This window comes from Kocuria salina (genome assembly GCF_013368965.1).
Taxonomy (GTDB): Bacteria; Actinomycetota; Actinomycetes; order Actinomycetales; family Micrococcaceae; genus Kocuria; species Kocuria rosea.
The window spans coordinates 93,225-117,359 of the sequence record NZ_SSSF01000003.1; the positions used below are offsets into that span (position 1 = coordinate 93,225).

Annotated in this window: 21 protein-coding genes, 1 tRNA gene and 1 riboswitch; all 22 genes read right to left on the bottom strand. The window is 72.1% G+C overall.

The window, feature by feature from the left end; translation table 11 throughout:
- Window positions 1-58: 58 nt before the first annotated feature.
- The 22 genes from nrdF to E7Z53_RS07275 all read right to left on the bottom strand — a co-directional run bounded on the left by nrdF (window position 59) and on the right by E7Z53_RS07275 (window position 24,121).
- Window positions 59-1,057, bottom strand: a complete 999-nt coding sequence (nrdF, locus tag E7Z53_RS07170) for a class 1b ribonucleoside-diphosphate reductase subunit beta (RefSeq protein WP_017834614.1) — start codon at window positions 1,055-1,057, stop codon at window positions 59-61.
- 91 nt (window positions 1,058-1,148) lie between these two features.
- Window positions 1,149-3,308 (bottom strand): class 1b ribonucleoside-diphosphate reductase subunit alpha, encoded by a 2,160-nt coding sequence (nrdE, locus tag E7Z53_RS07175; RefSeq protein WP_035929990.1) that lies wholly within the window; start codon window positions 3,306-3,308, stop codon window positions 1,149-1,151.
- Window positions 3,305-3,802 (bottom strand): class Ib ribonucleoside-diphosphate reductase assembly flavoprotein NrdI, encoded by a 498-nt coding sequence (nrdI, locus tag E7Z53_RS07180; RefSeq protein WP_081994584.1) that lies wholly within the window; start codon window positions 3,800-3,802, stop codon window positions 3,305-3,307. Before nrdI ends, nrdE begins: the two co-directional genes overlap by 4 nt.
- Before the next feature lie 74 nt (window positions 3,803-3,876).
- Window positions 3,877-4,113: a glutaredoxin-like protein NrdH gene (gene nrdH / locus E7Z53_RS07185; RefSeq protein ID WP_109267973.1), complete on the bottom strand. Its 237-nt coding sequence runs from the start codon at window positions 4,111-4,113 to the stop codon at window positions 3,877-3,879.
- Window positions 4,114-4,411: 298 nt separating this feature from the next.
- Complete coding sequence (locus tag E7Z53_RS07190; protein ID WP_109222435.1) at window positions 4,412-5,923, bottom strand: aldehyde dehydrogenase family protein; 1,512 nt, start codon at window positions 5,921-5,923, stop codon at window positions 4,412-4,414.
- Window positions 5,924-5,965: 42 nt separating this feature from the next.
- The gene (locus tag E7Z53_RS07195) at window positions 5,966-7,036 is read right to left on the bottom strand and encodes an App1 family protein (protein WP_017834609.1); all 1,071 of its coding nucleotides are present in this window, start codon (window positions 7,034-7,036) and stop codon (window positions 5,966-5,968) included.
- Window positions 7,037-7,142: 106 nt separating this feature from the next.
- Window positions 7,143-8,360 (bottom strand): formaldehyde dehydrogenase, glutathione-independent, encoded by a 1,218-nt coding sequence (gene fdhA, locus E7Z53_RS07200; protein ID WP_031283632.1) that lies wholly within the window; start codon window positions 8,358-8,360, stop codon window positions 7,143-7,145.
- Between the two features lie 240 nt (window positions 8,361-8,600).
- Window positions 8,601-8,676, bottom strand: a tRNA-Ala gene (locus tag E7Z53_RS07205).
- Between the two features lie 110 nt (window positions 8,677-8,786).
- On the bottom strand, window positions 8,787-9,197 hold the full coding sequence (gene rsfS, locus E7Z53_RS07210; RefSeq protein ID WP_017834607.1) for a ribosome silencing factor: 411 nt from the start codon (window positions 9,195-9,197) through the stop codon (window positions 8,787-8,789).
- Window positions 9,198-9,313: 116 nt separating this feature from the next.
- The gene (locus E7Z53_RS07215; protein ID WP_031283631.1) at window positions 9,314-10,192 is read right to left on the bottom strand and encodes a hypothetical protein; all 879 of its coding nucleotides are present in this window, start codon (window positions 10,190-10,192) and stop codon (window positions 9,314-9,316) included.
- Entirely contained in the window at window positions 10,192-10,914 is a 723-nt protein-coding gene (nadD, locus tag E7Z53_RS07220; RefSeq protein ID WP_440941481.1) for a nicotinate-nucleotide adenylyltransferase, read from the bottom strand. The genes E7Z53_RS07215 and nadD overlap by 1 nt, the downstream gene beginning before the upstream one ends.
- A 19-nt stretch (window positions 10,915-10,933) precedes the next feature.
- Entirely contained in the window at window positions 10,934-11,182 is a 249-nt protein-coding gene (locus E7Z53_RS07225; RefSeq protein ID WP_017834605.1) for a hypothetical protein, read from the bottom strand.
- 122 nt (window positions 11,183-11,304) lie between these two features.
- Complete coding sequence (locus E7Z53_RS07230; RefSeq protein WP_031283629.1) at window positions 11,305-12,663, bottom strand: glutamate-5-semialdehyde dehydrogenase; 1,359 nt, start codon at window positions 12,661-12,663, stop codon at window positions 11,305-11,307.
- Window positions 12,660-13,913, bottom strand: coding sequence for a glutamate 5-kinase (gene proB / locus E7Z53_RS07235; RefSeq protein ID WP_017834603.1), 1,254 nt, complete (start codon window positions 13,911-13,913; stop codon window positions 12,660-12,662). Before proB ends, E7Z53_RS07230 begins: the two co-directional genes overlap by 4 nt.
- 143 nt (window positions 13,914-14,056) lie before the next feature.
- Window positions 14,057-15,616 carry a GTPase ObgE gene (obgE, locus tag E7Z53_RS07240; protein ID WP_176337483.1) on the bottom strand — a complete coding sequence of 520 codons (1,560 nt, stop codon included), beginning with the start codon at window positions 15,614-15,616 and terminating at the stop codon, window positions 14,057-14,059.
- A 142-nt stretch (window positions 15,617-15,758) separates the two neighbouring features.
- Window positions 15,759-16,016 (bottom strand): 50S ribosomal protein L27, encoded by a 258-nt coding sequence (rpmA, locus tag E7Z53_RS07245; protein WP_017834601.1) that lies wholly within the window; start codon window positions 16,014-16,016, stop codon window positions 15,759-15,761.
- A 60-nt stretch (window positions 16,017-16,076) separates the two neighbouring features.
- Window positions 16,077-16,388: a 50S ribosomal protein L21 gene (rplU, locus tag E7Z53_RS07250; protein WP_017834600.1), complete on the bottom strand. Its 312-nt coding sequence runs from the start codon at window positions 16,386-16,388 to the stop codon at window positions 16,077-16,079.
- Between the two features lie 220 nt (window positions 16,389-16,608).
- Complete coding sequence (locus tag E7Z53_RS07255) at window positions 16,609-18,144, bottom strand: bifunctional hydroxymethylpyrimidine kinase/phosphomethylpyrimidine kinase (protein ID WP_176337484.1); 1,536 nt, start codon at window positions 18,142-18,144, stop codon at window positions 16,609-16,611.
- Window positions 18,141-18,824 (bottom strand): thiamine phosphate synthase, encoded by a 684-nt coding sequence (gene thiE / locus E7Z53_RS07260; protein WP_176337485.1) that lies wholly within the window; start codon window positions 18,822-18,824, stop codon window positions 18,141-18,143. Before thiE ends, E7Z53_RS07255 begins: the two co-directional genes overlap by 4 nt.
- Entirely contained in the window at window positions 18,821-19,645 is an 825-nt protein-coding gene (gene thiM, locus E7Z53_RS07265) for a hydroxyethylthiazole kinase (protein WP_017834597.1), read from the bottom strand. The genes thiE and thiM overlap by 4 nt, the downstream gene beginning before the upstream one ends.
- A gap of 42 nt (window positions 19,646-19,687) precedes the next feature.
- A riboswitch (TPP riboswitch) is annotated at window positions 19,688-19,781 on the bottom strand.
- Between the two features lie 49 nt (window positions 19,782-19,830).
- Window positions 19,831-20,565 carry a nuclear transport factor 2 family protein gene (locus E7Z53_RS07270; RefSeq protein ID WP_126350212.1) on the bottom strand — a complete coding sequence of 245 codons (735 nt, stop codon included), beginning with the start codon at window positions 20,563-20,565 and terminating at the stop codon, window positions 19,831-19,833.
- A 193-nt stretch (window positions 20,566-20,758) separates the two neighbouring features.
- Window positions 20,759-24,121, bottom strand: coding sequence for an Rne/Rng family ribonuclease (locus E7Z53_RS07275; RefSeq protein ID WP_176337486.1), 3,363 nt, complete (start codon window positions 24,119-24,121; stop codon window positions 20,759-20,761).
- Window positions 24,122-24,135 lie beyond the last annotated feature (14 nt).

The window sequence follows — 24,135 nt, forward strand, 5'->3', positions numbered from 1 at the left end:
GCCCACCTCGGGAAGGTGGACCGGACCGCCGTCGTCGTCCTCATGGTTCAGGCCGGGATCAGAAATCCCAGTCCTCGTCCTCCGTGTTCACGGCCTTGCCGATCACGTAGGAGGAGCCCGAGCCGGAGAAGAAGTCGTGGTTCTCGTCCGCGTTCGGGGACAGCGCGGAGAGGATGGCCGCCGAGACGTCGGTCATCTCCTTCGGGAACAGCGCCTCGAAGCCCAGGTTGTTCAGGGCCTTGTTGGCGTTGTAGTGCAGGAACTTCTTGACGTCCTCGGTCCACCCGACACCGTCGTAGAGGGACTCGGTGTAGCGCACCTCGTTCTCGTAGAGCTCCTCGAGCAGCTCGTAGGTGTAGAGCTTCAGCTCGTCCTGGCGCTCCTGGGACTCCAGGGCCATGGCGCGCTGGAACTTGTAGCCGATGTAGTAGCCGTGCACGGCCTCGTCACGGATGATGAGGCGCACCAGGTCGGCCGTGTTCGTCAGCTTGGCCCGGGAGGACCAGTACATGGGCAGGTAGAACCCGGAGTAGAAGAGGAAGGACTCGAGCAGGGTCGAGGCCACCTTCTTCTTCAGCGGGTCGTCGCCCTTGTAGTACTTGATGATGATGTCGGCCTTCTTCTGCAGGTACGGGTTCTCCCGTGACCAGCGGAAGACGTCGTCGATCTCCTTCATGGAGGACAGCGTCGAGAAGATGGAGGAGTAGGACTTCGCGTGCACCGACTCCATGAACGCGATGTTGGTGTACACCGCCTCCTCGTGCAGGGTGACGGCGTCCGGGATCAGGGAGACGGCGCCCACGGTGCCCTGGATGGTGTCCAGCAGCGTCAGACCGGTGAACACCCGCATGGTGAGCTGCTGCTCCTCCGCGGTGAGGGTCTTCCACGAGGGGACGTCGTTGGAGATCGGCACCTTCTCGGGCAGCCAGAAGTTCGCGGTCAGCCGGTCCCAGACCTCGTCGTCCTTGGGGTCCTCGATCCGGTTCCAGTTGATGGCCTGGGCCTGGTGGTGGAGCAGCTGCACCTTGTCGATGCTCTCGCTCTTCTCCAGAGTCATGATCTGTCTCTTCCTCGAACGGGGTGGACCCCCGCGCGCGTCCTGCGGACGCGCGCGGGGAGTTGTGGGGTGGTCGCCGGGGCTCCGGCGGTCAGAGCATGCAGGAGACGCAGCCCTCGACCTCGGTGCCCTCCAGCGCCAGCTGGCGGATGCGGGAGTAGTACATCGTCTTGATGCCCTTGCGCCACGCGTAGATCTGCGCCCGGTTGATGTCCCGGGTGGTGGCCGTGTCCTTGAAGAACAGGGTCAGCGACAGGCCCTGGTCCACGTGCTGGGTGGCCGCGGCGTAGGTGTCGATGATCTTCTCGTAGCCGATCTCGTACGCGTCCTGGAAGTACTCCAGGTTCTCGTTGTTCATGAAGGGCGCCGGGTAGTACACGCGGCCCAGCTTGCCCTCCTTGCGGATCTCGATCTTCGAGGCGATCGGGTGGATCGAGGACGTCGAGTTGTTGATGTAGGAGATCGACCCGGTCGGCGGCACGGCCTGCAGGTTCTGGTTGTACATGCCGTGCTCCATGACCGAGGCCTTGAGCTGCTCCCAGTCCGCCCGGGTGGGGATGTGCACGCCCGCCTCGGCGAACAGCTCCCGCACCCGCCCGGTGGCCGGGACCCAGTCACGGTCGGTGTACTTGGTGAAGTACTCCCCCGACGCGTACTGGGACCGCTCGAAGCCGGCGAACACCGCCTTGCGCTCCTTCGCGATCTCGTTCGACGCGCGGACCGCGTGGTACGTGACCGTGTAGAAGTAGATGTTCGTGAAGTCGAGGCCCTCCTCGGAGCCGTAGTGGATGTGCTCCTTGGCGAGGTAGCCGTGCAGGTTCATCTGCCCGAGGCCCACGGCGTGGGACATCTGGTTGCCGCGCTCGATCGAGGGCACCGAGGTGATGTCGGACATGTCCGACACCGCGGTGAGCCCGCGGATCGCGGTCTCCACGGACTGCCCGAAGTCCGGGGACTCCATGGTCAGCGCGATGTTGAGGGAGCCGAGGTTGCAGGAGATGTCCTTGCCGACCTCGTCGTAGTTCAGGTCCTCGTGGTACGTGGACGGCTCGGAGACCTGGAGGATCTCGGAGCAGAGGTTGGACATGATGATCTTGCCGTCGATCGGGTTGGCCCGGTTCACCGTGTCCTCGAACATGACGTACGGGTAGCCGGACTCGAACTGGACCTCGGCGAGGGTCTGGAAGAACTCGCGGGCGTTGATCTTCTTCTTGGTGATCCGGCCGTCCGCGACCATCTCGTGGTACTTCTCGGACACGTTGACGTCGGAGAACGGCATGCCGTAGACCCGCTCCACGTCGTACGGGGAGAACAGGTACATGTCCTGGTTCTTCTTGGCCAGCTCGAACGTGATGTCCGGGATGACCACGCCCAGGGAGAGGGTCTTGATCCGGATCTTCTCGTCCGCGTTCTCCCGCTTGGTGTCCAGGAAGCTGTAGATGTCCGGGTGGTGGGCGTGCAGGTACACCGCGCCCGCGCCCTGGCGGGCGCCCAGCTGGTTGGCGTAGGAGAACGAGTCCTCCAGCAGCTTCATGATGGGGATGATGCCCGAGGACTGGTTCTCGATCTTCTTGATCGGGGCCCCGGCCTCGCGGACGTTGGTCAGCGCGAACGCCACGCCGCCGCCGCGCTTGGACAGCTGCAGGGCGGAGTTGATCGACCGCCCGATGGACTCCATGTTGTCCTCGATGCGGAGCAGGAAGCAGGAGACGAGCTCGCCGCGCTGCTGCTTGCCCGCGTTGAGGAACGTGGGGGTCGCCGGCTGGAAGCGCCCGGAGATGATCTCGTCGACCAGCTGCGTGGCGAGCAGCTCGTTGCCGTCGGCGAGGTAGAGGGAGACCATGACCACGCGGTCCTCGAAGCGCTCGAGATAGCGCTGGCCGTCGAAGGTCTTCAGCGTGTAGGACGTGTAGAACTTGAACGCGCCCAGGAAGGTCTCGAAGCGGAACTTCTGGGAGTACGCCCGCTTGGAGAGCTCCTTGATGAACTCCATGCTGTACTTCGCCAGGACCTCGGGCTCGTAGTACTGGTGCGAGACCAGGTAGTCGAGCTTCTCCTCGAGGTCATGGAAGAAGACGGTGTTGTTGTTCACGTGCTGCAGGAAGTACTGCCGGGCGGCCTGCCGGTCGGCGTCGAACTGGATGTGGCCGTCGGCGTCGTAGAGGTTCAGCAGGGCGTTGAGCTCGTGGTAGCCCAGGCCCCGGTACTTCTCGGGAACGCGCGTGTCCTCGTGGCCGGGCTCGACGCTCACGCCCGGAGCTGCGGAAATTGTCGCCAAAACTGTTCCAATCCTTGATTTACCTGGTGGACATCCTCGGGGGTGCCCATGAGTTCGAACTTGTAGAGGACGGGGACGCCGCACTTGGCCGCGATCTTGTCCGCGGCCAGGCAGAACGCCGACCCGAAGTTGGTGTTCCCCGCGCCGATGACGCCGCGCAGGAACCGCCGGTTGGTCTCCTTGTTGAGGAACTTCACGACCTGCGGCGGGACGGCCCCGCTGCCGTTGGGCCGCCCGTACGTCGGGGCGGCCAGCACGAAGGGCTCGGTGATCTCGGGGGGCTCCTCCCCGGTCAGAAGAGGAAGGCGCAGCACGCGGGCGTCGAGCTTCTCGACGAAGCGGTGCGTGTTGTTGGAGACCGAGGAGAAGTAGACCACCAGTGGGGCGTGGCTGTCCGGTGCCGCGGCGGTGTCGCCGTGGTCCTGCTGAGCGGTCCCGGGACGGGTGCCGGGGTGGTGCGTGCTCATTGCTTCCGCGCTCCGAAATGGGGTCGGTGGTGGATGGACCGGGGCGCCGCGGGGAAGCGGGCGGCGCTGCGGCCTCAGGCCGAGAGGAGGACGGCCAGGGAGGTGATCTTGTCCGGGCGGTAGCCGGACCAGTGCTCGGTCGCCGTCTCGACGACCGGGACCTGCTGGTAGCCGAGGGCCAGGACGTGGGCCAGGGCGGCCTCGTCCTCGGTGACGTCGACGACGTTGTACTCGATGCCCTTCTTGCTCAGGGCCCGGTAGGTGGCATTGCACTGGACGCAGGCCGGCTTGCTGTACACGGTCACGGACATCGCTGTTTCCCCTTGGTCGATCGGGTGGTTTGTGGGGGAGATCCGGGACTTCCGCAGGGTCTGCGGCGGTGTAGGGGTCTCTCCGGGTGGCTGATTTCAATACTACATCTAGTGCCAGGAAGGGGAAGCGACCCCTAGATGCAGTGGTGAGGGTTGTCCACAGCTCCTCTCTCGCTATCCCCAGAACCACCGCCGGCCATCCACAGGCGGCCTCCGCGGGGGGTCGCGGAATCCCGCCGCCGGGGTCCCGTTGTGCACAGGCTGTGCGCACCGCGGGACCCCCGGCCGGTGGACAGGATTAATTTTCGGACACGGCGTGTCGGGTCCGGCGGCGGGGCCGGCGCAGCCCGACCGCCGCGGCCGCGAGGCGGGCCCGCAGACCCCGGTAGGGCGGGTAGACGACCCGCAGCGTGTCGGGGGCGAGCGGCTTGTCCAGGACCGCGCGCGCGTGGGAGAACGTGGTGAACGAGAACTTCCCGTGGTAGGCGCCGGTGCCGCTCTCACCCACGCCGCCGAACGGCAGCTGGGGGCTGGTCAGGTGCAGCAGCGGGGCGTTGAAGGACAGTCCGCCGGAGGACGTGCGCCGGCGGAACAGCTCCTTGACCGAGCGCTCCTCGGAGAACACGTAGAGGGCCAGCGGCTTGTCCCCGGCGGTGATCAGCTCGACGGCGTGCTCCGCGGAGGCGACCGGGACCAGGGGCAGGACGGGACCGAAGAGCTCCTCGGCCATGAGCGGGCCGTCCGGGGCGGAGCGCACCACCGTGGGCGCGAGGTAGCGCTCCCCCGGCTCGGCGGTCCCGCCGCAGACGACGTCGTGGGCGGGGACCTGCTCCAGGAGCCCCACCAGCCGGTCGAGGTGGCGCGCGGTGACGATCCGCCCGTAGGAGTCGCTGCGGGACGGGTCCTCGCCGTAGTGCTCCTCCACGGCCCGCAGGAGCTCCGGCTCGAGGGCGGCGAGCGTCTCCGGGGTGCCGAGCACGTGGTCCGGGGCCACGCAGGTCTGGCCGGCGTTGAGGAACTTCCCCCACACGATCCGCCGGGCGGCGGTGCGCAGGTCGGTCGAGCCGTCCACCCAGACCGGGGACTTCCCGCCCAGCTCGAGGGTCACCGGGGTCAGGTGCCGGGCCGCGGCGGCCATCACGATCCGGGCCACCGTCCCGTTGCCGGTGTAGAAGACGTGGTCGAAGCGGTGCTCGAGCAGCCGCGTGGTCTCCGGCACGCCGCCCTCGACCACGCGCACGCAGTCCCCCAGATAGCGTTCGAGCAGCTCGGCCAGCACCCCGGAGACGGTCGCGGAGACCTCGGAGGGCTTGACGACGACGGTGTTGCCGGCGGCGAGCGCTCCCGCCAGCGGGCTCAGGACGAGCTGGACGGGATAGTTCCACGGCGCCATCACGAGCACGGTCCCGAGCGGCTGGTGCTCCACGCGGGAGCGGGCCGGGGCGAGGCTCAGCGGGACGGGGACGCGGGCCGGGGTCATCCAGCGGCCGAGCTCCTTGCGGATGCCGGCGATCTCCTCGAGGGTGAAGCCGAGCTCGGTCAGCCACGCCTCCGCCGGGGGCTTGCCGAGGTCGGTGGCCAGCGCCTCCTCGAGCACCGTCCGGTTCTCCCGCACGAGGTCCTCGAGCCGGTGCAGCCGGTCCAGCCGGGTCGCGAGGTCGACGTCGGGCACGAAGGCCGCCCGGGCACCGGCGACGGCGGCGTCCACGGCCGGGAAGTCCGCCGGGAAGTCTGCCGAGGGGTCCGCCGGGACGTCTGCCGAGTCGTCTGCCGGTGCGGGGGCGGGGAGGGTGCTGCGGGTGCTGGTCATGGGTCCAGGGTAGGGCCCGGCTCGGACGCCGCAGCCCGCCGGTCAGAGCAGGCCGTGCTCCGCGAGCTGCCGCGAGATCGAGGCGCCGTCGTTGCCCTCGATCCACAGCGTGCCCTCGGGGATGGTGACCCGCCGCTCCTCGTTGACCAGCGGGGTGCCGGCCAGCACGGCCTCCGCCGGGGACAGGTTGCGGATCACGATGGCGGCCACGTGCTCGGGATAGCGGTGCACGAAGCCGCTGTAGATCTCGGGGTCGTGCTGGCCGTCGTCGCCGATGAGGATCCAGCGCACGTGCGGGAAATTGCGGGCCAGCCGCTCGAGGTTCTGCACCTTGTGCGCGGCCCCGGCCCGGAACCACCGGTCCGTGGTGGGTCCCCAGTCGGTGAGCAGCAGGGCCCCGGCCGGGTAGGCGTTGCGCGTGAGGAAGCGGCGCAGGGTCGGCGCCACGTTCCACGCCCCCGTGGAGAGGTAGAGGAACGGCGCCTCGTGGTGGCGGTGCAGCAGCCGGTCCATCATGACCGCCATCCCGGGGGTGGGCGTGCGGGCGTGCTCGTTGAGCACGAACGAGTTCCAGGCGGCCAGCATGGGCCGGGGCAGGGCTGTGACCATGACGGTGTCGTCGATGTCGGAGACCACCCCGATGCGCTGCTCGTCGGCCACGACGAACACGCGGGACTCGACCGTCTCGGAGCCCTCCGTCTGCATCCACACGGTGTGCTCGCCGGGGGCCAGGGACACCTGCAGGTCGACGTCGACCACCCCGCCCTTGTCGGCCACCAGGTGGAACTCGAACTCGTCGATCCAGATGTTGACGTGGGCGAAGGCGATGGGCACGGAGGTGAACGAGCGCCAGCCGCGGATGGACTCGGCGCTCTCGTCGGTGGACTCGATCAGCCCCCGGGTCTTCAGCAGGGCCCGGCCCAGGACCCGCACGTGGTGCTCGGAGCCGTAGCCCTCGAAGGCCACCATGACCGGGATGTCCCCGCGGGCCTCGGCGCGCCGCTGCCGGAACCGGTGGAGCCGCTGCTCGAGGCGGTAGCCCACGTTGATGGCTTCCTCGGCGACCTGGTCGACGGTCTGCTTGAGCTCCGAGCTGCTGGATTTCTTGGCCATGCGCCCAGTCTTCCACAGGGCACACCGCGGACACGGCGGCGCCCGCGGGGCGGGCCGCGCCGGAGGTCCGGTGCGGCCCGCCCCGCGGGCGGTCGGGGTCCGCGGACTAGTTCTTGATGTAGCCGTTGGGGTTGAGCACGTACTTGGTGGCCGCCCCGGCGTCGAACTCGGCGTAGCCCTGCGGCGCCTCCTCCAGCGGGATGGCCTTGGCGTTGACGGCCTTGGCGATCTGGATCTTGTCGTGCAGGATCGCCATCATCAGCTGCCGGTTGTACTTCATCACCGGGCACTGCCCCGTGGTGAAGGACAGCGACTTCGCCCATCCCGTGCCGAGGCTGATCGACAGGGACCCCTTCTTCGCGGCCTCGTCCACGGCTCCGGGATCCCCGGTGACGTACAGGCCCGGAATGCCCAGCGCCCCGCCGGCGGCGGTGATGTCCATCAGGGAGTTGAGCACGGTGGCCGGGGCCTCGTGGGAGGCGTCCTTGCCGTGCCCACGGGCCTCGAAGCCGACGGCGTCCACGCCGCAGTCGACCTCCGGGACACCCAGGATCTGCTCGATCTGCTCGGCGGGCGAGCCCTTCGAGACGTCGACGGTCTCGCAGCCGAAGCTGCGGGCCTGGGCCAGCCGCTGCTCGTTCATGTCGCCCACGATCACCACCGCGGCTCCCAGCAGGTGCGCCGAGGCCGCCGCGGCCAGGCCCACCGGTCCGGCACCGGCGATGTAGACGGTCGAGCCCACGCCCACCCCGGCCGTCACCACGCCGTGGTAGCCGGTGGGCAGGATGTCGGAGAGCATGGTCAGGTCCATGATCTTCTCCAGGGCCTGGTCCCGGTCCGGGAACTTCAGCAGGTTCCAGTCCGCGTAGGGCACCAGCACGTACTCGGCCTGACCGCCGACCCAGCCGCCCATGTCCACGTAGCCGTAGGCGGAGCCCGGCCGGTCCGGGTTGACGTTGAGGCAGATGCCGGTCTTGCGCTCCTTGCAGTTGCGGCACCGGCCGCAGGAGATGTTGAACGGGACGGAGACGATGTCCCCGACCTTGATGAACTCGACGTCCGGCCCGCACTCGATGACCTCGCCCGTGATCTCGTGACCGAGGACCAGGTCCGTGGGGGCCGTGGTGCGCCCGCGCACCATGTGCTGGTCCGAGCCGCAGATGTTGGTGGCCACGGTCCGGAGGATGACCCCGTGCGGGACCTTCCGGCCGATGTTGGCCGGGTTGATCCCCGGCGCGTCCTTGAGATCGAACTCCGGGTACTCGGTGTCGATGACCTCGACCTTGCCGGGACCCTTGTAGGCGACCGCTCTGTTCCCTGCCATCATGACCTCTTCCGTGGTGGATGTCCGTCACGGGCGTCCACGGTGGGTCTCCACCGTCGACGCCCTTGTCCCCGACGGAACTCCCCACGCTGTGGCCTCGAGCTCGCTGTGACCCGGGTCACGGAGGACGGCCGCCGGTGGTGCTGACGGTAACAGGACGCGTCAACGAACGGAAGGGAAGGAAGCTGAGAAAACGCGAAAGAGCCCGCCCCGCGTGATGCGGAACGGGCTCTTTCGTCCTGGTGGAGCTGAGGGGACTCGAACCCCTGACCCTTTGCATGCCATGCAAATGCGCTACCAGCTGCGCCACAGCCCCAGGTCGTTACCTCGGAGACATTATCACAACCTTCACGGGCTCCTTTTCAGTCACCCTTTTCCGGTTGTTCCAGCGCCTCGCTGGGCAACGCATTCATAGTAGACAGCCGATCAGGCTCCAGGCAAATCGTCGGTGGCGGGGGCCGCGGCGGTCCGGCCGGAGAGCGGTCCGAGGTCCACCACGGGGCTGTCCCGCCACAGCCGCTCGAGGGCGTAGAACGCCCGGTCCTCGTCGTGCTGCACGTGGATCACGACGTCGCCGTAGTCCAGGAGCACCCAGCGCCCCTCGGAGCGGCCCTCGCGGCGGATCGGGCGCAGCTCGAGGCGCTCGACGAGCTTCTCCTCGATCTCGTCGACCACGGCGTTGACGAGCCGCTCGTTGGAGGCGGAGGCGACGAGGAAGGCGTCGGTGATGCCCAGGGCCTCGCTGACGTCGAGGGCCACGATGTCGTGGGCCTGCTTGGCGTCCGCCGCGGCGGCCGCGACCTGGAGGATGGAGAGGGAGAGATCGTTGACAGTCAAGGAGGATCCTTTCCCGGCGAACCGGAGGTCCCGTCCCGTGGGGACGGTTGGAGTGGACGAGTCGTGCAGGTACGGGTGGTGCGGGAACGGTCGGTGCGGTGGAGCCGGCGGGGTGCTCAGAGCACGAACAGCACGAGCACGACGGCGAGGGCCGCGAGCACCGCCAGCAGCAGGAACCACCAGGCGCCGTTCGTGCGGCGGCGGTACTCCCGGGGCTCCAGCAGCTCGAGCCCCTCGGCGGTGCTGGCCGGCACGGGGGCGGCCGGCGGATCGTCCTCGGCCGCGGGCCACGACGCCGCGGGCCCGGACGGAACGGCCCCCGGCGGAGCCGGTGGGTCCTCCGCGTGCCCGTGCTCCTCGTGGTCACCGGCCGCGGCGGGCGCGACCGGTGTGGAGCCGTGGTGCTCGGGATCCGTGGGCGCGACGATCTCGATGTGCGTGAGCGCCGCCAGGTCCTCCGGGGCGAGCCGGTTGCTGAACAGGGCCGGGTCGACGTGCACCGGGTCGTGGGACACGTGCTCGTCCGGCCCGTCCGGGCCGCCGCCGGGGAACACGACGGTGATCTGCTCGAGCGGCTCCTGCGGGTCCTCCGGCACCGCCGGAGGACGCGGGGCCGCAGCGGGCTGCCCCGGGCCGGGCGGTGCGGAGCCGGGCGCCGGGGCCTCCGGAGCCGCCACCGGCTCCCGGACCGCGGTGTCAGCGCCCGGGTCGGCCTGCGCGGCGCCGGCCTGGGCGGCGAGCTCCGCGAACCGGCGCTGCTTCTCGAGCAGCTCGGGGTCCGCCGGGCCGGCGCCGGCCTCCTCGAGCTCGCGGGCGCGCTCGGCCAGCTCGCGCTGCAGACGGGCCAGCCGCCGCGGCCCGAGGGGCTTGACGGGGCGGACCGGCACGCCGTCCCCCCCGAGGTCGATGATGGGCGCCGGTCCGGAGGGCGGCGGCGCCGGGGCCCGGTCGGGGTCCGGTGCGGCGCCGTCCCGCACGTCGTCCTCGCCGGCCATCAGGGTGCCTTCGCCGAGACGCCGCGGGCGCCGACGTGGTCCGTCGTCGTCCCGTCCTCGGGTCCGAGGTAGAGGCCGTACTTGTTGATGTACTGCACCACGCCGTCGGGCACGAGGTACCAGACGGGCTTGTGCTCGGCCACGCGGGCGCGGCAGTCCGTGGAGGAGATCGCCATCGCGGGCACCTCGAGCAGGTTCACGCCGCTGGAGCCCACGGGCGCGGCCAGGTCGTGGCCCGGCCGGGTGACGCCGACGAAGTGGGCGAGCTGCCAGAGCTCCTCGGCGCCCTTCCACGTCAGGATCTCCGCCATGACGTCCGCGCCCGTGATGAAGAAGAGGTCCGCCTCCGGGCGCTGCTGCTTCAGGTCCCGCAGGGTGTCGACCGTGAACGTGGGGCCGTTCCGCTCGATGTCCACCCGGCTGACCGTGAACCGCGGGTTGGAGGCCGTGGCGATCACCGTCATGAGGTAGCGGTGCTCCGCGGGGCTCACCGCCCCGGCGGCCTTCTGCCAGGGGTGCCCGGTCGGGACGAACACGACCTCGTCGAGGTCGAACTCCCCCGCCACCTCGGAGGCGGCCACGAGGTGGCCGTGGTGGATGGGGTCGAACGTCCCGCCCATGACGCCGAGCCGGGTGCGGCCCGGCCTCCGGGGCGGGACGGCCGTGCCCGTCAGGGGCAGGCCCCGGGTCCGGGCGGCGGTGTCCTGCGGAGCGGTCGTCACGACGGTGGGGTTCCCCGGCTCAGCCGTGGCGCTTGGCCGCGTACTCGTCGAGCATGGCTCGCTCGTCCGCGGGCAGGTCGGCGGGGTCCTGGTGCTGGCCGACCTCCGGGCTGAGGCCCCGGTTCGCGAAGGAGAGCGTCACCACCATGAGGCCGATCAGCACGACGAACACGGAGGCGCCCCAGACCCACGGGGGAACTCCGGCCTCGGCGGCGGCGTGCCCGCCCTCGGCGGCTGCGAGGACGGTGGTGACGGTCTGCTGGAACATGGGGATCCCTTCTGTCGCCGACGTGGCGGCGGGTGGTCGGTGGACGGCCCTGCCGCCTCGGCCGGCTGGCCCGGACGGCTCTCATCGTACTGAATCCGCGGCGGGCCCGCCGCGTCCGCGGCTCAGGCGCGGACGTGCCCGTCACCCTGGACGATCCACTTCGTGGTGGTCAGCTCCTCCAGGCCCATGGGTCCGCGCGCGTGCATCTTCTGGGTGGAGATGCCGATCTCGGCGCCGAGACCCAGCTGGCCCCCGTCGGTGAAGCGGGTGGAGGCGTTGACCATGACCGCGGCGGCGTCGATCTCGGCGACGAACCGCTCGGCGGAGGCGAGGTCGTTGGTCACGATCGCCTCGGTGTGCCGGGTGGACCACCGGTCGATGTGCTGGAGCGCCTCGTCCAGGGAGTCCACCACCTTCACGGCCAGGTCCATGGACAGGTATTCGGTGCCCCAGTCCTCGTCGGTGGCGCGCAGGTGGTGGCTGCCGGCCGGCAGCAGGGCCTCGGCCCGCTCGTCCACGTGCAGCGTGACGCCGGCCCGGTCGAGGGCCGCGAGCACGGCGGCCCCGTGCTCGAAGCCGCGGTGCAGCAGGAGGGTCTCCGTGGTGTTGCACGTGCTCGTGCGGTGGGTCTTGGAGTTGACGACCACGTCCACGGCCATCTTCTTCGACGCCGAGTGGTCGACGAAGAGGTGGACGTTGCCCTCGCCGGTCTCGATGACGGGGACCTTGGCGTTCTGGACGACGGACTGGATCAGACCGTGCCCGCCGCGCGGGATGAGGACGTCGACCTTCCCGCGGGCCGCCATGAGCGCGTTCGCGCCCTCGCGGCCGTACTCGTCGACGCTCTGGACGCAGTCCACGGGCAGCTTCACGTCGGCCAGGGAGTCCCGGATGATGCCCACGAGGGCCCGGTTGGACTCCTCCGCGGCCGAGCCGCCGCGCAGCAGCACCGCGTTGCCGGACTTCAGGGCGATCCCGGCGATGTCCACGGTGACGTTGGGGCGGGCCTCGTAGATGGCGCCGACCACGCCCATCGGCACGCGCACCTGGCGCATCCGCAGGCCGTTGGGCAGGGTGCTGCCGCGGACGAACCCGCCCACGGGGTCGGGCAGCGCGGCGAGCTCGCGCAGGCTCTCGGCCAGGCCGGTGATCCGCTCGGCGTCCAGCTTGAGCCGGTCCAGGAGGGCGGTGGAGGTCCCGTTCACGCGGCCGCGCTCGAGGTCCTTGGCGTTCGCGGCGAGCACCACGTCCTGCTTGCGCTCGATGCGGTCGGCGATGGCGAGCAGCGCCCGGTCCTTCCAGGCCCGGGTGGCGCGGCCCAGGACGCGGGCGGAGTCCCGGGCGTCGTCGGCCATCGCGGCGACGCCGGCGACGGGGTCCTCCCCGAAGGTGGCGATGACGCCGGTGTCGGTCACGACCGCCTTGCCGGTCGTGCGGGTGGCTTCGTCGGTGGTCACGGAATCGTGTGCGGCGGAAGTCATTTCTTCAGTTTAGTCCGTGCGCCGCGGGCGCGCAGGACCACGAGGTTGTCCACGTGCACGAGCTCCCGGCTGTAGTCGTCCCCGAGCTCCTCCGCCAGCACGGAGGTGGACTTGCCGAGCATCGGCGGGATCTCGTCCGAGGAGTAGTTGCTGAGCCCGTGGGCGATCTCCTTGCCCTCCTCGTCCCGCAGCGAGACGGGCTCCCCCGCCTCGAAGGTCCCGGACACGCCGGTGACCCCGGCGGCCAGCAGCGAGTTGCGGTCGCGGATCGCCTCGACGGCGCCCGGGTCCAGGGTCAAGGAGCCCTTGATGTCCGCGAGGTGGGCGAGCCACAGCAGCCGGACGTTGCGCCGCCCGCCGGAGGTCGCGAACCAGGTGCCGACGTCCTCGCCGTCCAGGGCGCGGGTGATGTTCTGGGCCGAGGTGACGAGCGCGGGGATGCCCGAGGCCGCGGCGATCCGGGCCGCCTGGACCTTGGTGACCATGCCGCCGGAGCCGACGCCGGCGCGGCCGACCGACCCGATCTGCACGCCCTCGAGGTCCTTGATGGGGTCGTTCACCACCGGGATCCGCTCCCCGCCCTTGCGGGGGTCCATGGTGTAGAGGGCGTCGACGTCGGAGAGCAGCAGCAGGACGTCGGCCTTGATCAGGTGGGCGATCAGGGCGGCGATCCGGTCGTTGTCGCCGAACTTGATCTCCTGGCTGGACACGGCGTCGTTCTCGTTGACGATGGGCAGCACCCCGAAGTCCAGGAGCCGTTCGATCTGGCGGTGGGTGTTCTTGTAGTGGCTGCGCCGCATCAGGTCCTCGGCGGTGACCAGCACCTGGCCCACCGTGACGCCGTAGCGGGCGAAGGACTCGATGTAGCGGCCCATGAGCAGGCCCTGGCCCACGGCCGCGGCCGCCTGCTTGCCGGCCAGGTTCTTCGGCCGCCGGGACAGCCCCAGGGGCGCCAGACCGGCCGTGATGGCGCCAGAGGACACGAACACGAGCTCGATGCCGCGGGCCTTCGTCTCGCCGAGGGCGTCGACGATCATCCGCACGGCCTGCTCGTCGATCGAGCTCTCGATGGACGTCAGCGAGGACGAGCCGACCTTGACCACCACGCGGTGGGCGCGCGGGATGTCCTCGCGGCGCTCGATGGGGCTGCGCCGGTTCTTGCCGCGGTTCTCGCTGCTGAGCTGGACCGCGGACTTCTCCGCGACCTCCTCGAGCTGCTCGACGTCGATCTCGTTCGTCTGCTCGTTCATCCTGGGCGTCTCCCTCGTCCGGTGGGCGTCGTCGGTGTGTCGGTCAGTCGGTGTGTCGGGTCAGTCGGTGTGTCGGGTCGGTCGTCGGGTGGTGGCCGCGGGGCGTCCGGCACGTGCGGCCGCGGTCCGCCCCGCGGGCGGGCTCAGTCGTCGGTGCCGGCCGGGGCCTCGCCGCGCCGGGCGTCGACCGACTCGGTCCACACCCCGGCGGAGCGCTCGGCCTCGAGCTCGGCGCGGGCGGCGGCCTTGGCGTCCTTGCGGTCCTGGTACTGCTGGCGCTTCTGCTCGCGGGTGGGACGGTCGATGTCCGCGAAGCGCAGGTCGGTGCCGCGGGGCCCGGCCAGCAGCTCGGCGCCGCCGACCATCGTGGGCTCCCAGTCGAAGACCACGCCGTCGTCCTCGGGACCGATGAGCACGGCGTCGCCGGGCCGGGCGCCCTGCTTGAACAGCTCCGTCTCGACACCGAGCTTCGCGAGCCGGTCGGCGAGGTAGCCGACGGCCTCCTCGTTGTTGAAGTCGGTCTGCAGGATCCACCGGTCGGGCTTGTCGCCGCGCACGTGCCACAGCGGCTCGAGGTTGCGCTCCTCCCGGGTGATGGTGAACTCGGGCCCGCGCACCCCCTTGGGGCGCAGCACGACCCGCGGGGCCTCCGCCGGGGCGGGGCGGGCGGCACGGGCCTGCTGCACGACCTCGCCCATGGCGAAGGTCAGCTGCCGCAGCCCCTCGTGGGAGGCGGTGGAGATCTCGAACACGCGGTAGCCGCGGGACTCGAGCTCGGGCCGCACGAACTCGGCGAGCTCCCGGGCCTCGAGGACGTCGATCTTGTTCAGCACCACGAGCCGGGGCCGGTCGTTCAGCGGCACCGCCTGGCCGCCGTCGAGGTCGCCGTCGACGGCGTAGCCGGCGAGCTCCGCCTCGATCGTCTCGAGGTCGGAGACCGGGTCCCGCCCGGGCTCCAGGGTCGCGCAGTCGAGGACGTGCACGAGCGCGGCGCAGCGCTCGACGTGGCGGAGGAACTCCAGCCCCAGGCCCTTGCCCTCGGAGGCGCCGGGGATCAGGCCCGGGACGTCCGCCACGGTGTAGCGCACGTCCCCGGCCTCCACCACGCCGAGGTTCGGGACGAGCGTGGTGAACGGGTAGTCGGCGATCTTGGGGCGGGCGGCGCTGATCGCGGCGATGAGGCTGGACTTGCCGGCGGAGGGGTAGCCGACCAGGGCGATGTCGGCGATGGACTTCAGCTCCAGGACCACGTCCCGGGCCGAGCCCGGCGTGCCGAGGAGCGCGAACCCGGGGGCCTTGCGCTTGACCGAGGCCAGCGCGGCGTTGCCCAGCCCGCCCTGCCCGCCGGGGGCGGCCACGAACTCGGAGCCCTGGCCCACGAGGTCGGCCAGGACGTTGCCGTCCTGGTCCTTGACCACGGTGCCGTCGGGCACGGACAGGACGAGGTCCTCGCCCTTGTGCCCGTGGCGGAGGTCGCCCTTGCCGGGTCCGCCGTTGGGGGCGGACTGGTGCGGGGCGTGGTGGTAGTTCAGCAGCGTGGTGGTCTGGCCGTCCACGCGCAGCACCACGCTGCCGCCGTCCCCCCCGTTGCCGCCGTCCGGCCCGCCGAGCGGCTTGAACTTCTCGCGGCGGATGGACACGCAGCCGTGCCCGCCGGAGCCGCCGGAGACGTGCAGGACGACGCGGTCGACGAAACTGGCCACGGGGAACTCCTCTGGTTCAAGAACGGACGGGCCACGTTAAGACTGTAGAGGGCGGGCGCTGGACGCACCCACCCTCTACAGACCAAACATGGGTGGTGCGGGTCGTGACCCGCACCGGGGCCGGCAGCGCCGGCCCTGTGGACTACTCTGCGGCAGCCTGGATGTTGACGACCTTGCGGCCCCGGCGGGTGCCGAACTCGACCTGACCGGCGGCCAGGGCGAACAGGGTGTCGTCGCCACCGCGGCCGACGTTGAGGCCGGGGTGGAAGTGCGTGCCGCGCTGCCGGACGAGGATCTCGCCGGCGTTGACGGTCTGGCCGCCGAAGCGCTTCACGCCGAGGTACTGCGCGTTGGAGTCGCGACCGTTGCGAGTGGAGCTCGCGCCCTTCTTGTGTGCCATGAGGTGTGCCTACCTTCGGGTCTTTACTGGCTGGTGGAGTCTGGACGGGGACCGGGCCGGTCAGGCGTCGATGCCGGTCACCTTCACGGTGGTCAGCTCGGCACGGAAGCCCTGGCGCTTCTTGTAGCCGGTCTTGTTCTTGAACTTCTGGATGGAGATCTTGGGACCGCGGAGGTTCTCGACGATCTCGGCCGTGACCTTGACGCTCGCCAGGGTCTGGGCATCCGAGGTGATCTTGTCCCCGTCGACCAGCAGCAGGGCAGGGAGCTCGATGGTGCTGCCTGCTCCGCCGGCGACGCGGTCAAGGGTAACGAGGTCTCCGACGGAAACCTTTTCCTGGCGGCCGCCAGCGCGGACAATCGCGTACACCACTTGGGAACTCACTTCTCTCGACGTCATGTGTAAACAGTGTGGGTCGAGCGCATACCTGTCAGGACCAACGACGTTGAGACGAGCTGACGGTGACCGGCCCGTGGGACTAGGCCGAGGTCAGCGCAGGTTCGCCGCAATTCAGGAACTGCACCCGCATGTGCCGCCAGGTGGGGTGTCGAGTTTTTACACGCGCGCACCGGCAGGGCACCGAAGATCAAGACTACTCGATCCGGTCAGCGCCCGCCAACCGGCGCTCCGCCACCGGCGCGGCGAAGAAGTCCCGCTCGAGCGCGCAGGCCTCCAGGAACACCTCCCGCATCCTCGCCCGGACGTCCGCCGGGGCCGCCCGGGCGGCGTCGTCGAGCAGCCGGCGGGCCGTGCGGGTGGCCTCCTGGAACCCCTCGTCCGCGTACGTGGCCAGCCAGTCCGCGTAGGGGTGCCCGTCGGTCCCGTCGGCCGCGGCGAGCTCGTTCAGGTGCCGGCCCACGTCCGCGTAGACCCAGTAGCACGGCAGCACGGCGGCCAGGCCCACCGGGTAGGGCTCGGCGGCGGTGGCCGCGAGCAGGAACGTGGTGTAGCGCCGCGTCACCTCGCCGAGGCCGTCCCGGGCACTGCCGGCCCGGGCGCCGCCGTCCCCGGCGTGCCGCAGCCGCGCCCGGTGCAGCTGCGCCTCGGTCTCGGTGCAGGACACGGCGCCGGCGGCGAAGAACAGCCGCTGCTCCTCGTCGGGCGCCCTGGCGGCCAGCAGTGCCAGCGCCCGGCTGTAGCCGTCGAGGTACTGCAGGTCCTGGTCGAGGTAGGCGAGGAAGCGGTCCGGCTCGAGCCGGCCGTCGCCGAGGAGGCGGACGAACTCTAGCTCCTCGATCTCCCGCCGCACGGCCGCGGAGGCCTCCCACAGCTCGTCGGTGAACCGCTCCGGGCCCGTGCCCCAGCTCTCGAGGGCGTCCTGGACGTGGTGGAAGTGGTGGACGGGCCCGCTGCCGTGGCCGACCTCGAGGTCCCCGGCGGCCTCGAGGGCGCCGCGCAGCCAGTCCCGGGCGATCCGCAGGCTCCGGGGCCAGTCCCCGTGCCGGGCCTGGAGGGTGGCCAGGGCCGAGGAGAGGGAGCACCCGGTGCCGTGGGAGTTCTCGGTGGGCACGCGGGCGCCGTCGAACGCCACGAGGGGCTCGGGGGCGTCCGGGCCCACGAGCGCGTCGGGCGTCCGGTCCCCCGTGAGGTGCCCGCCCTTGACGAGCACCAGGGTGCCGTGGGCGCGGGCCACACGGTGGCCCTGCGCGAGGGCCTCGTCCCACGACGACGCCGTGTCCTCCCCGGCGAGCACGGCGAGCTCCTGCAGGTTCGGGGTGATCAGGTCGGCGAGGCCGAGCATCGCGCGCAGGGCGTCCTCGGCCTCGCGCTCCAGCAGGCGGCCCCCGGAGGTCGCGACCATGACGGGGTCCAGGACCACGACCGGCGGCCGGTGGGTCCCGAGCCACCGGGTGACGGCCTCGATGACCGGCACGGACCCGAGCATCCCGATCTTGACGGCGTCGATCTCGACGTCCTCGGCGACCGCGTCCAGCTGTGCCGAGAGGAACTCGACCGGCGGGACGTGGATGTCGCGCACGCCCACGGTGTTCTGCACGACGACGGCGGTGACGGCGCTCATCCCGTAGCCGCCCATCGCGGCGATCGACTTGAGGTCCGCGTGCTGGCCGGCCCCGCCCGTGGGGTCGGTGCCGGCGATGGCCAGGACGCGGGGCACGCGGGCGGTCACGGGGCCACCTCCCCGGCGGGCACGGCGGCGAAGGCCCGCAGGTAGCGGGCGGCCGCGGCGGCGGGGTCCGGGTCGGCGCAGATCCCGGAGACCACGGCCAGCCCCGCGGCGCCGGCGGCGCGCAGGCCGGGGGCGTCCTCGACCCGCACCCCGCCGATGGCCAGGCAGGGCAGGGCCGTGCGGGCCGCGGCGCGGGCGAAGCCCTCGACGCCCAGCGGCTCGGGGTGGTCGGGCTTGGTGCGGGTCGCCCGCACCGCCCCGACGCCCAGGTAGTCGACCGTCCCGGCCGGCAGCGCGGCGGCGGCATCGAGCTCCTCCGCCGTGGCGGCGCTGAGGCCGAGCACGGCCTGCGGGCCGCAGATCTCCCGGGCGAGCGCCACGGGCAGGTCCGACTGGCCCACGTGCACGCCGGCCACGGGGGCGCCGGCCGCGCGGGCGGCGAGGTACACGTCGGCGCGGTCGTCCACGAGCACGGGCACCTCCCGGCCCACGCGCTCGGCCACGGCCGTCAGCAGGGCGACGAGCTCGCGGACCGGGGCGTCCTTCTCCCGCACCTGGACCATGGTGGCTCCCCCGCGCACGGCGGCGGCCACGACGTCCGGGACCGTCCGGGGGGCGCTCAGGGCGGTGTCCGTCACCAGGTGCAGGGCCAGGGCCGCGGGGTCGAGGCGCGGGCTCACCGGGCGACCTCCTCGCGCACGAGCTCCGCCCGGGCGGCGATCCCCTCCGGGGTGACGGCGTGCAGCCGGTCCAGCAGCGCCACGGCGAAGGAGCCGGGCCCGGCGGAGTCGGCGGCCGCGTCCTCGGCCGCCAGGGTGTACACCGTGGTGGCGGCCACCGCCGCGGCGGCCGGGTCCGTGCGCACGGCGGTGAACGCCGCCATGAGGGCGCCCAGGGCGCACCCGCCGCCGGTGATGCGGGTCAGCAGGGGCGTGCCGTGCGGCACCCGGACCACCGTGCCGTCCGGGGAGCGCACGAGGTCCACGGGCCCGGACACGGCCACCGCCGAGCCGGCCCGCTCGGCGAGCGCGGCGGCGGCGTCCCGGGCCGCGTCGACGCCGTGGGTCGCGTCCGTGCCGCGGCCGCCGGCGCCGCCGGCGAGGGCGATGACCTCGGAGGCGTTGCCGCGCACGATCGCCGGCTCGAACCCGAGCAGGTCGCGGGCCAGCGCCGTGCGCACGGGCAGGGCGCCCACCGCCACCGGGTCCAGGACCCAGGCCCGGCCCGCGCGGCGCCGGGCCCCGACGGCCTCGTAGGCGGCGCCGCGCTGCTCGGCGGTGGGCGTGCCGGTGTTGACGAGGAGGCCGTCGGCGAGCTCCGCGAAGACCCCGCCCTCGCCCTGGATGTCGGTCATCGCCGGGGACGCGCCCACGGCGAGCAGCACGTTGGCGGTGAAGTTGGTGACCACGGCGTTGGTGATGCACTGCACCAGCGGCGCCGCGGCGCGCAGGTCCGCCAGGGCCGCGGCGGCGTCCTCGGCGAGCGCGGGGTCCGGCGGCACCGGCCTCCCGGGTCCTGGTGTGCGGTCGGACGGGGGTACGGCATCGCGCATCTGCGACATCCCTTCGCTAGTACTGGCTAGATCAGGTTCGACGGGTGTGTTCTCAGCCGCTCGTGCGGCACCCCGTGTCTGGTGTCCTGCCAGTCTAGTCGTCGTGCGGGAGTCGGCACGGACCCCGCACGGGATCAGAACATGCCGTTGGCGTGCGCCATCCGCTCGGGCACCGGCTGCGCGACGCCCCAGTGCTCCACGATCCGGCCGTCGTCGAGGCGCCAGAGGTCGTAGCAGGCGACCGTTCCGGTGGATCCTCCGTCGCGGCTCCCTCCGGGAACGGCCTCCGCGACGGTCAGCACGAAGTTCCCCTCGCCGACCACGCGGCGCAGCCGCTGGTACGCGGGCTGCGGGCCGTCCGGCGTGCCGCCGGTGTGCTCGGTGCAGCCCCGGGGGCTCATGTGGTCCTGGACGGCGTGGCGGTCGCCCCCGACGAGGGCGGCCTCGACCCACTCGGCGGCGATGCGCTTGTTGTCCTGCGTCCGCTCGTGGTCCGTGACCGCGACGGGACCGTCGAGCTGGGGGCGGGCGCCGTCGGGGCCCGTGCGCAGGGGCTCGAGGACGTCCCAGTGCTCGGCGATCCGTCCGTCCTCCACCCGGAAGACGTCGAAGCCGACCAGCGGCTCCGGACCGAGCCCTTCGTACACCGAGTGGACGGCCACCGTCCCGTGGTCGTCGAGCATCCGGACCATGTCCACGCGGAAGTCGTCGGGCATGCTCTGCACGAACTGCCTGAGACCCTCGCGCCCGTCCGGCGCGAGCGGCGAGTGCTGGACGAAGTCCTCCGTGTAGTGACGGTCCACGGCCGACGGATCCCGGTGGACGAACAGTTCCGTGCCGGTGGTGCGGATGGTGTCTGCACTGGTCATGGCGATGCTCCCTGGAACGGGCGGCCGCTCTCCCGGCGGACGGGACGGCGGCCCCGGGTGTGCTGTGGTGCGCACCACGGTACGCCGCCGCGCGGAGGGCGGGCAGGCCGGGGCGGTCCGTGACGGTCCGCGACGACGGAGGACCCCGACCGTGCCGGTCGGGGTCCTCCGTGGTGCTGCTCGGCGGGGCGGGTCAGCCCCGGTCGGCGGGCCGGCCGCTGGTGAGGTCCTCGGCCTTGACGCCGACGCCGACGACGGTCGGCGCCCGGCGGGAGGACTCCTCCGGGGCGCGCTGGGCGACGGTCCTCGCCTCGTGCCGGGCGCCCTCCGCGGCGGCCGCCCGGCCGGCGGTCACCTCGGCCTCGCCGGGCCGCGCCGTCGGGGCCGAGGCCCGCCGGGAGCGCCGCCGGGGCCGCTCGGGCTCGACGTCCGCCTGCTCCGCGGCAACCGCCGAGGCGGGAGCGGGCGCCTGCCGCTCCGTGCGTTCCTGTGCCGTGCGCTCCTGTGCCGTGCTCTCCTGTGCCGGGGCCTCCGCCGCGGCGGTGGCCCCCTCCGCGGCGTCATCCGCACCGGTGACCGCCTCGGCGGCGGCCTCCGGGGCGGCGGAGCCGGCGTCCGGTCCCCGCTGCCCGAAGACCTCCGCGAGGGAGTCCAGGCTCAGCGGCCGGGCCTCGGCGGGCTCGACGACCACGGCGTGGCCCTGCGGCAGCTCGATGACCTCGCCGTTGATGGTCAGGCGCGAGCCCTGCTCGCCCGGCGCCCCCTCGGCGGGGAGCTGCTCCGGGGCGGCCGGGGCGGTGTCCTCCCCCTCCTCCGGCTGCTGCTCGGCGGCGGTGTCCCCGCCCTGGCCGCGGCCGCGGCTGCGCTTGCCGCGGCGCTTCTTCCGGGAGCGCCCCGAGCCCTCGGGCCGGGACTCCGCAGGCTGGGCGGCCTCCTCGGCTCGCTCCGGCTCGTCCGCGGCCGCCTCCTCGTGGTGGGTGGCGGCGGCGATCGTCGCGAACGCCGTCCGCGCGGCCTCGGCCTTGGCCTTCTCCGCGGGGTCGGCCTCGGCGGAGCGCTGCTCCGTCCGGGCGGGCTGCTGCTCGTTGCGGCCCCCGCGGCCGCGCTTGCGCTCCGTGCGGTTCGGCCGCTGGTCGCGGGACTCGCTCGTGGCACCGCCGGAGCGGCCCTCGAGCGGGTGGTCGTGGACCACCACGCCGCGGCCGGCGCAGTGCTCGCACGGCTCGGAGAACACCTCCAGCAGGCCGGTGCCCATGCGCTTGCGGGTCATCTGCACGAGGCCCAGCGAGGTCACCTCCGCCACCTGGTGCTTGGTGCGGTCCCGGCCCAGGCACTCCACCAGCCGGCGCAGCACGAGGTCCCGGTTGGACTCCAGGACCATGTCGATGAAGTCGATCACAATGATCCCGCCGATGTCCCGCAGCCGCAGCTGCCGGACGATCTCCTCGGCCGCCTCCAGGTTGTTCTTGGTCACGGTCTCCTCGAGGTTGCCCCCGGAGCCGGTGAACTTGCCGGTGTTCACGTCGACCACCGTCATCGCCTCGGTGCGGTCGATGACGAGGGAGCCGCCCGAGGGCAGGAAGACCTTGCGCTCGAGTGCCTTCTGGATCTGTTCCTCCACGCGGTAGTTCACGAACAGGTCCTCGTCCTCGTCCCACTTCTTGAGCCGGTCGAGCAGGTCCGGTGCGACGTAGGTCACGTACGCCTCGATGTTGTCCCACGCCTCGTCGCCCTGGACGACCATGGTGGTGAAGTCCTCGTTGAAGACGTCGCGCACCGTCTTGATCGTGAGGTCCGGCTCCGCGTAGAGCATCTCGGGCGCGAGCGTCCTGGTCGACCCGGCCCGCTCCTGGATCTGCTCCCACTGGGCGCGCAGCCGGTTGATGTCGTGGGTGAGCTCCTGCTCGGAGGCCCCCTCGGCGGCGGTGCGCACGATGACGCCCGCCCCGTCCGGCAGACGGTCCTTGAGGATCTTCTTCAGCCGGGCGCGCTCCACGTCGGGCAGCTTCCGGGAGATCCCGGTCATCGACCCGCCCGGGACGTAGACCAGGTACCGGCCGGGCAGGGAGATCTGGCTCGTGAGCCGGGCGCCCTTGTGCCCCACCGGGTCCTTGGTGACCTGCACCAGGACCGAGTCCCCGGACTTCAGCGCGACCTCGATCCGGCGCGGCCCGCCCTCGAGCCGCGACGCGTCCCAGTTGACCTCGCCGGCGTAGAGCACGGCGTTGCGGCCCCGGCCGATGTCGATGAACGCGGCCTCCATGGACGGCAGCACGTTCTGCACCTTGCCTACGTAGACGTTGCCGATCAGGGAGTCCTGCTGGGTGTGCGAGACGAAGTGCTCGGCCAGGACGCCGTCCTCGAGGACGCCGATCTGGATCCGGTTGTCCTTCTGCCGGACCAGCATCTGCCGCTCGACCGACTCGCGGCGGGCCAGGAACTCGGCCTCGGTGATCACCTGGCGGCGGCGGCCCGTCTGGCGGGACTCGCGCCGGCGCTGCTTCTTGGCCTCGAGCCGCGTGGAGCCCTTCACGGCCACGACCTCGTCGACCGTGGCGGTCTCCGCGGCGCGGGGCGCCCGGACCCGGGTCACCGTGTTGGGCGGGTCGTCGTCGCTGCCGCCCACGAGCTCCATGTCGACCTCGCCGCGGCGGCGGCGCCGACGGCGGCGGCTGGTGGCGCTCCCGCCGGTCCCCTGGCCGGCCTCCTCGCCCTCATCGGCGAGCTCCGCCGTGTCCGGCTCCTCGGGACCGTCGCCCGGGTCCTCGGCGGAGGCGTTCTCCTCCTGCTGGCGGCGCCGCGCCTCCCGGCGCCGGGCGGCGCGCTGCTGAGCGGCCTCGCGCAGCTCGTCGAGGTCCGGGGCGTGGAACATGAGAGAGGTCGCCGTCACCGCGGCGGCCAGCGCCGTGCGCGGCTCCCCGTCGTCGTCGGTGTCCTCGTCGTCGGTGTCCTCGTCAACGGTGTCCGCCTCGTCGTCCTCGGCGGACGGGGCGGAGTCCTGCCCGGCTCCGGCCGGCGCGTCGGCGGCCGGCGCCTGGGCCCCGGGGCCCAGGTCCTCGGTCTCGCCGGCGGGCTCGAGGCCCTCGGCGGCCTCCTCGGCACCGGGCGTGCCGGGCGCGGGGTTCGCGGGAGCGGCGGCCTCCTCGGCCACCGCACCGGGGCGCTCGTCGCCGGGGACCGCGGTCCCGGGCGCGACGTCGAGGGTGTCGGTCCCCGCGGCGTCGCCGGTGGCCGGCGCGGACGGCACGGTCTCCGACGGCTCACCGGGGACCTCGCCCGGTGTGCTGGGCCCGGCCTCCGGGACGGTGTCCGGCGCGGGTCGCACGTCCTCCGACGGCTCCGCGGGCACGTGGTCCGAGACCTCGGGGGCGGCGTCCGGCACGGCCGGCGCGTCCTCCGACGGCTCCCCGGGCACGTGGCCCGGGGTCTCGGGGGCGGTGTCCTGCACCGTTGCCTCCGCCACCGGGAGGTCCCGGCGGGCGTCGTGCGATGTGTTCTGCTGACCAGCGTCCAGGGCGTCCTGCGCCCCGGCCTGGTTCACCTGTTCGGCATCCATATACAGCTGTGCTC

Excerpts from the sequence above, each read along its gene's own strand:
- nrdF (WP_017834614.1), bottom strand. The coding sequence starts at position 1,057 with ATGACTCTGGAGAAGAGCGAGAGCATCGACAAGGTGCAGCTGCTCCAC.
- nrdI (WP_081994584.1), bottom strand. The coding sequence starts at position 3,802 with ATGAGCACGCACCACCCCGGCACCCGTCCCGGGACCGCTCAGCAGGAC.
- nrdH (WP_109267973.1), bottom strand. The coding sequence starts at position 4,113 with ATGTCCGTGACCGTGTACAGCAAGCCGGCCTGCGTCCAGTGCAATGCC.
- E7Z53_RS07190 (WP_109222435.1), bottom strand. The coding sequence starts at position 5,923 with ATGACCAGCACCCGCAGCACCCTCCCCGCCCCCGCACCGGCAGACGAC.
- E7Z53_RS07195 (WP_017834609.1), bottom strand. The coding sequence starts at position 7,036 with ATGGCCAAGAAATCCAGCAGCTCGGAGCTCAAGCAGACCGTCGACCAG.
- fdhA (WP_031283632.1), bottom strand. The coding sequence starts at position 8,360 with ATGGCAGGGAACAGAGCGGTCGCCTACAAGGGTCCCGGCAAGGTCGAG.
- E7Z53_RS07215 (WP_031283631.1), bottom strand. The coding sequence starts at position 10,192 with ATGGCCGGCGAGGACGACGTGCGGGACGGCGCCGCACCGGACCCCGAC.
- E7Z53_RS07225 (WP_017834605.1), bottom strand. The coding sequence starts at position 11,182 with ATGTTCCAGCAGACCGTCACCACCGTCCTCGCAGCCGCCGAGGGCGGG.
- E7Z53_RS07230 (WP_031283629.1), bottom strand. The coding sequence starts at position 12,663 with ATGACTTCCGCCGCACACGATTCCGTGACCACCGACGAAGCCACCCGC.
- proB (WP_017834603.1), bottom strand. The coding sequence starts at position 13,913 with ATGAACGAGCAGACGAACGAGATCGACGTCGAGCAGCTCGAGGAGGTC.
- rpmA (WP_017834601.1), bottom strand. The coding sequence starts at position 16,016 with ATGGCACACAAGAAGGGCGCGAGCTCCACTCGCAACGGTCGCGACTCC.
- E7Z53_RS07270 (WP_126350212.1), bottom strand. The coding sequence starts at position 20,565 with ATGACCAGTGCAGACACCATCCGCACCACCGGCACGGAACTGTTCGTC.
- E7Z53_RS07275 (WP_176337486.1), bottom strand. The coding sequence starts at position 24,121 with ATGGATGCCGAACAGGTGAACCAGGCCGGGGCGCAGGACGCCCTGGAC.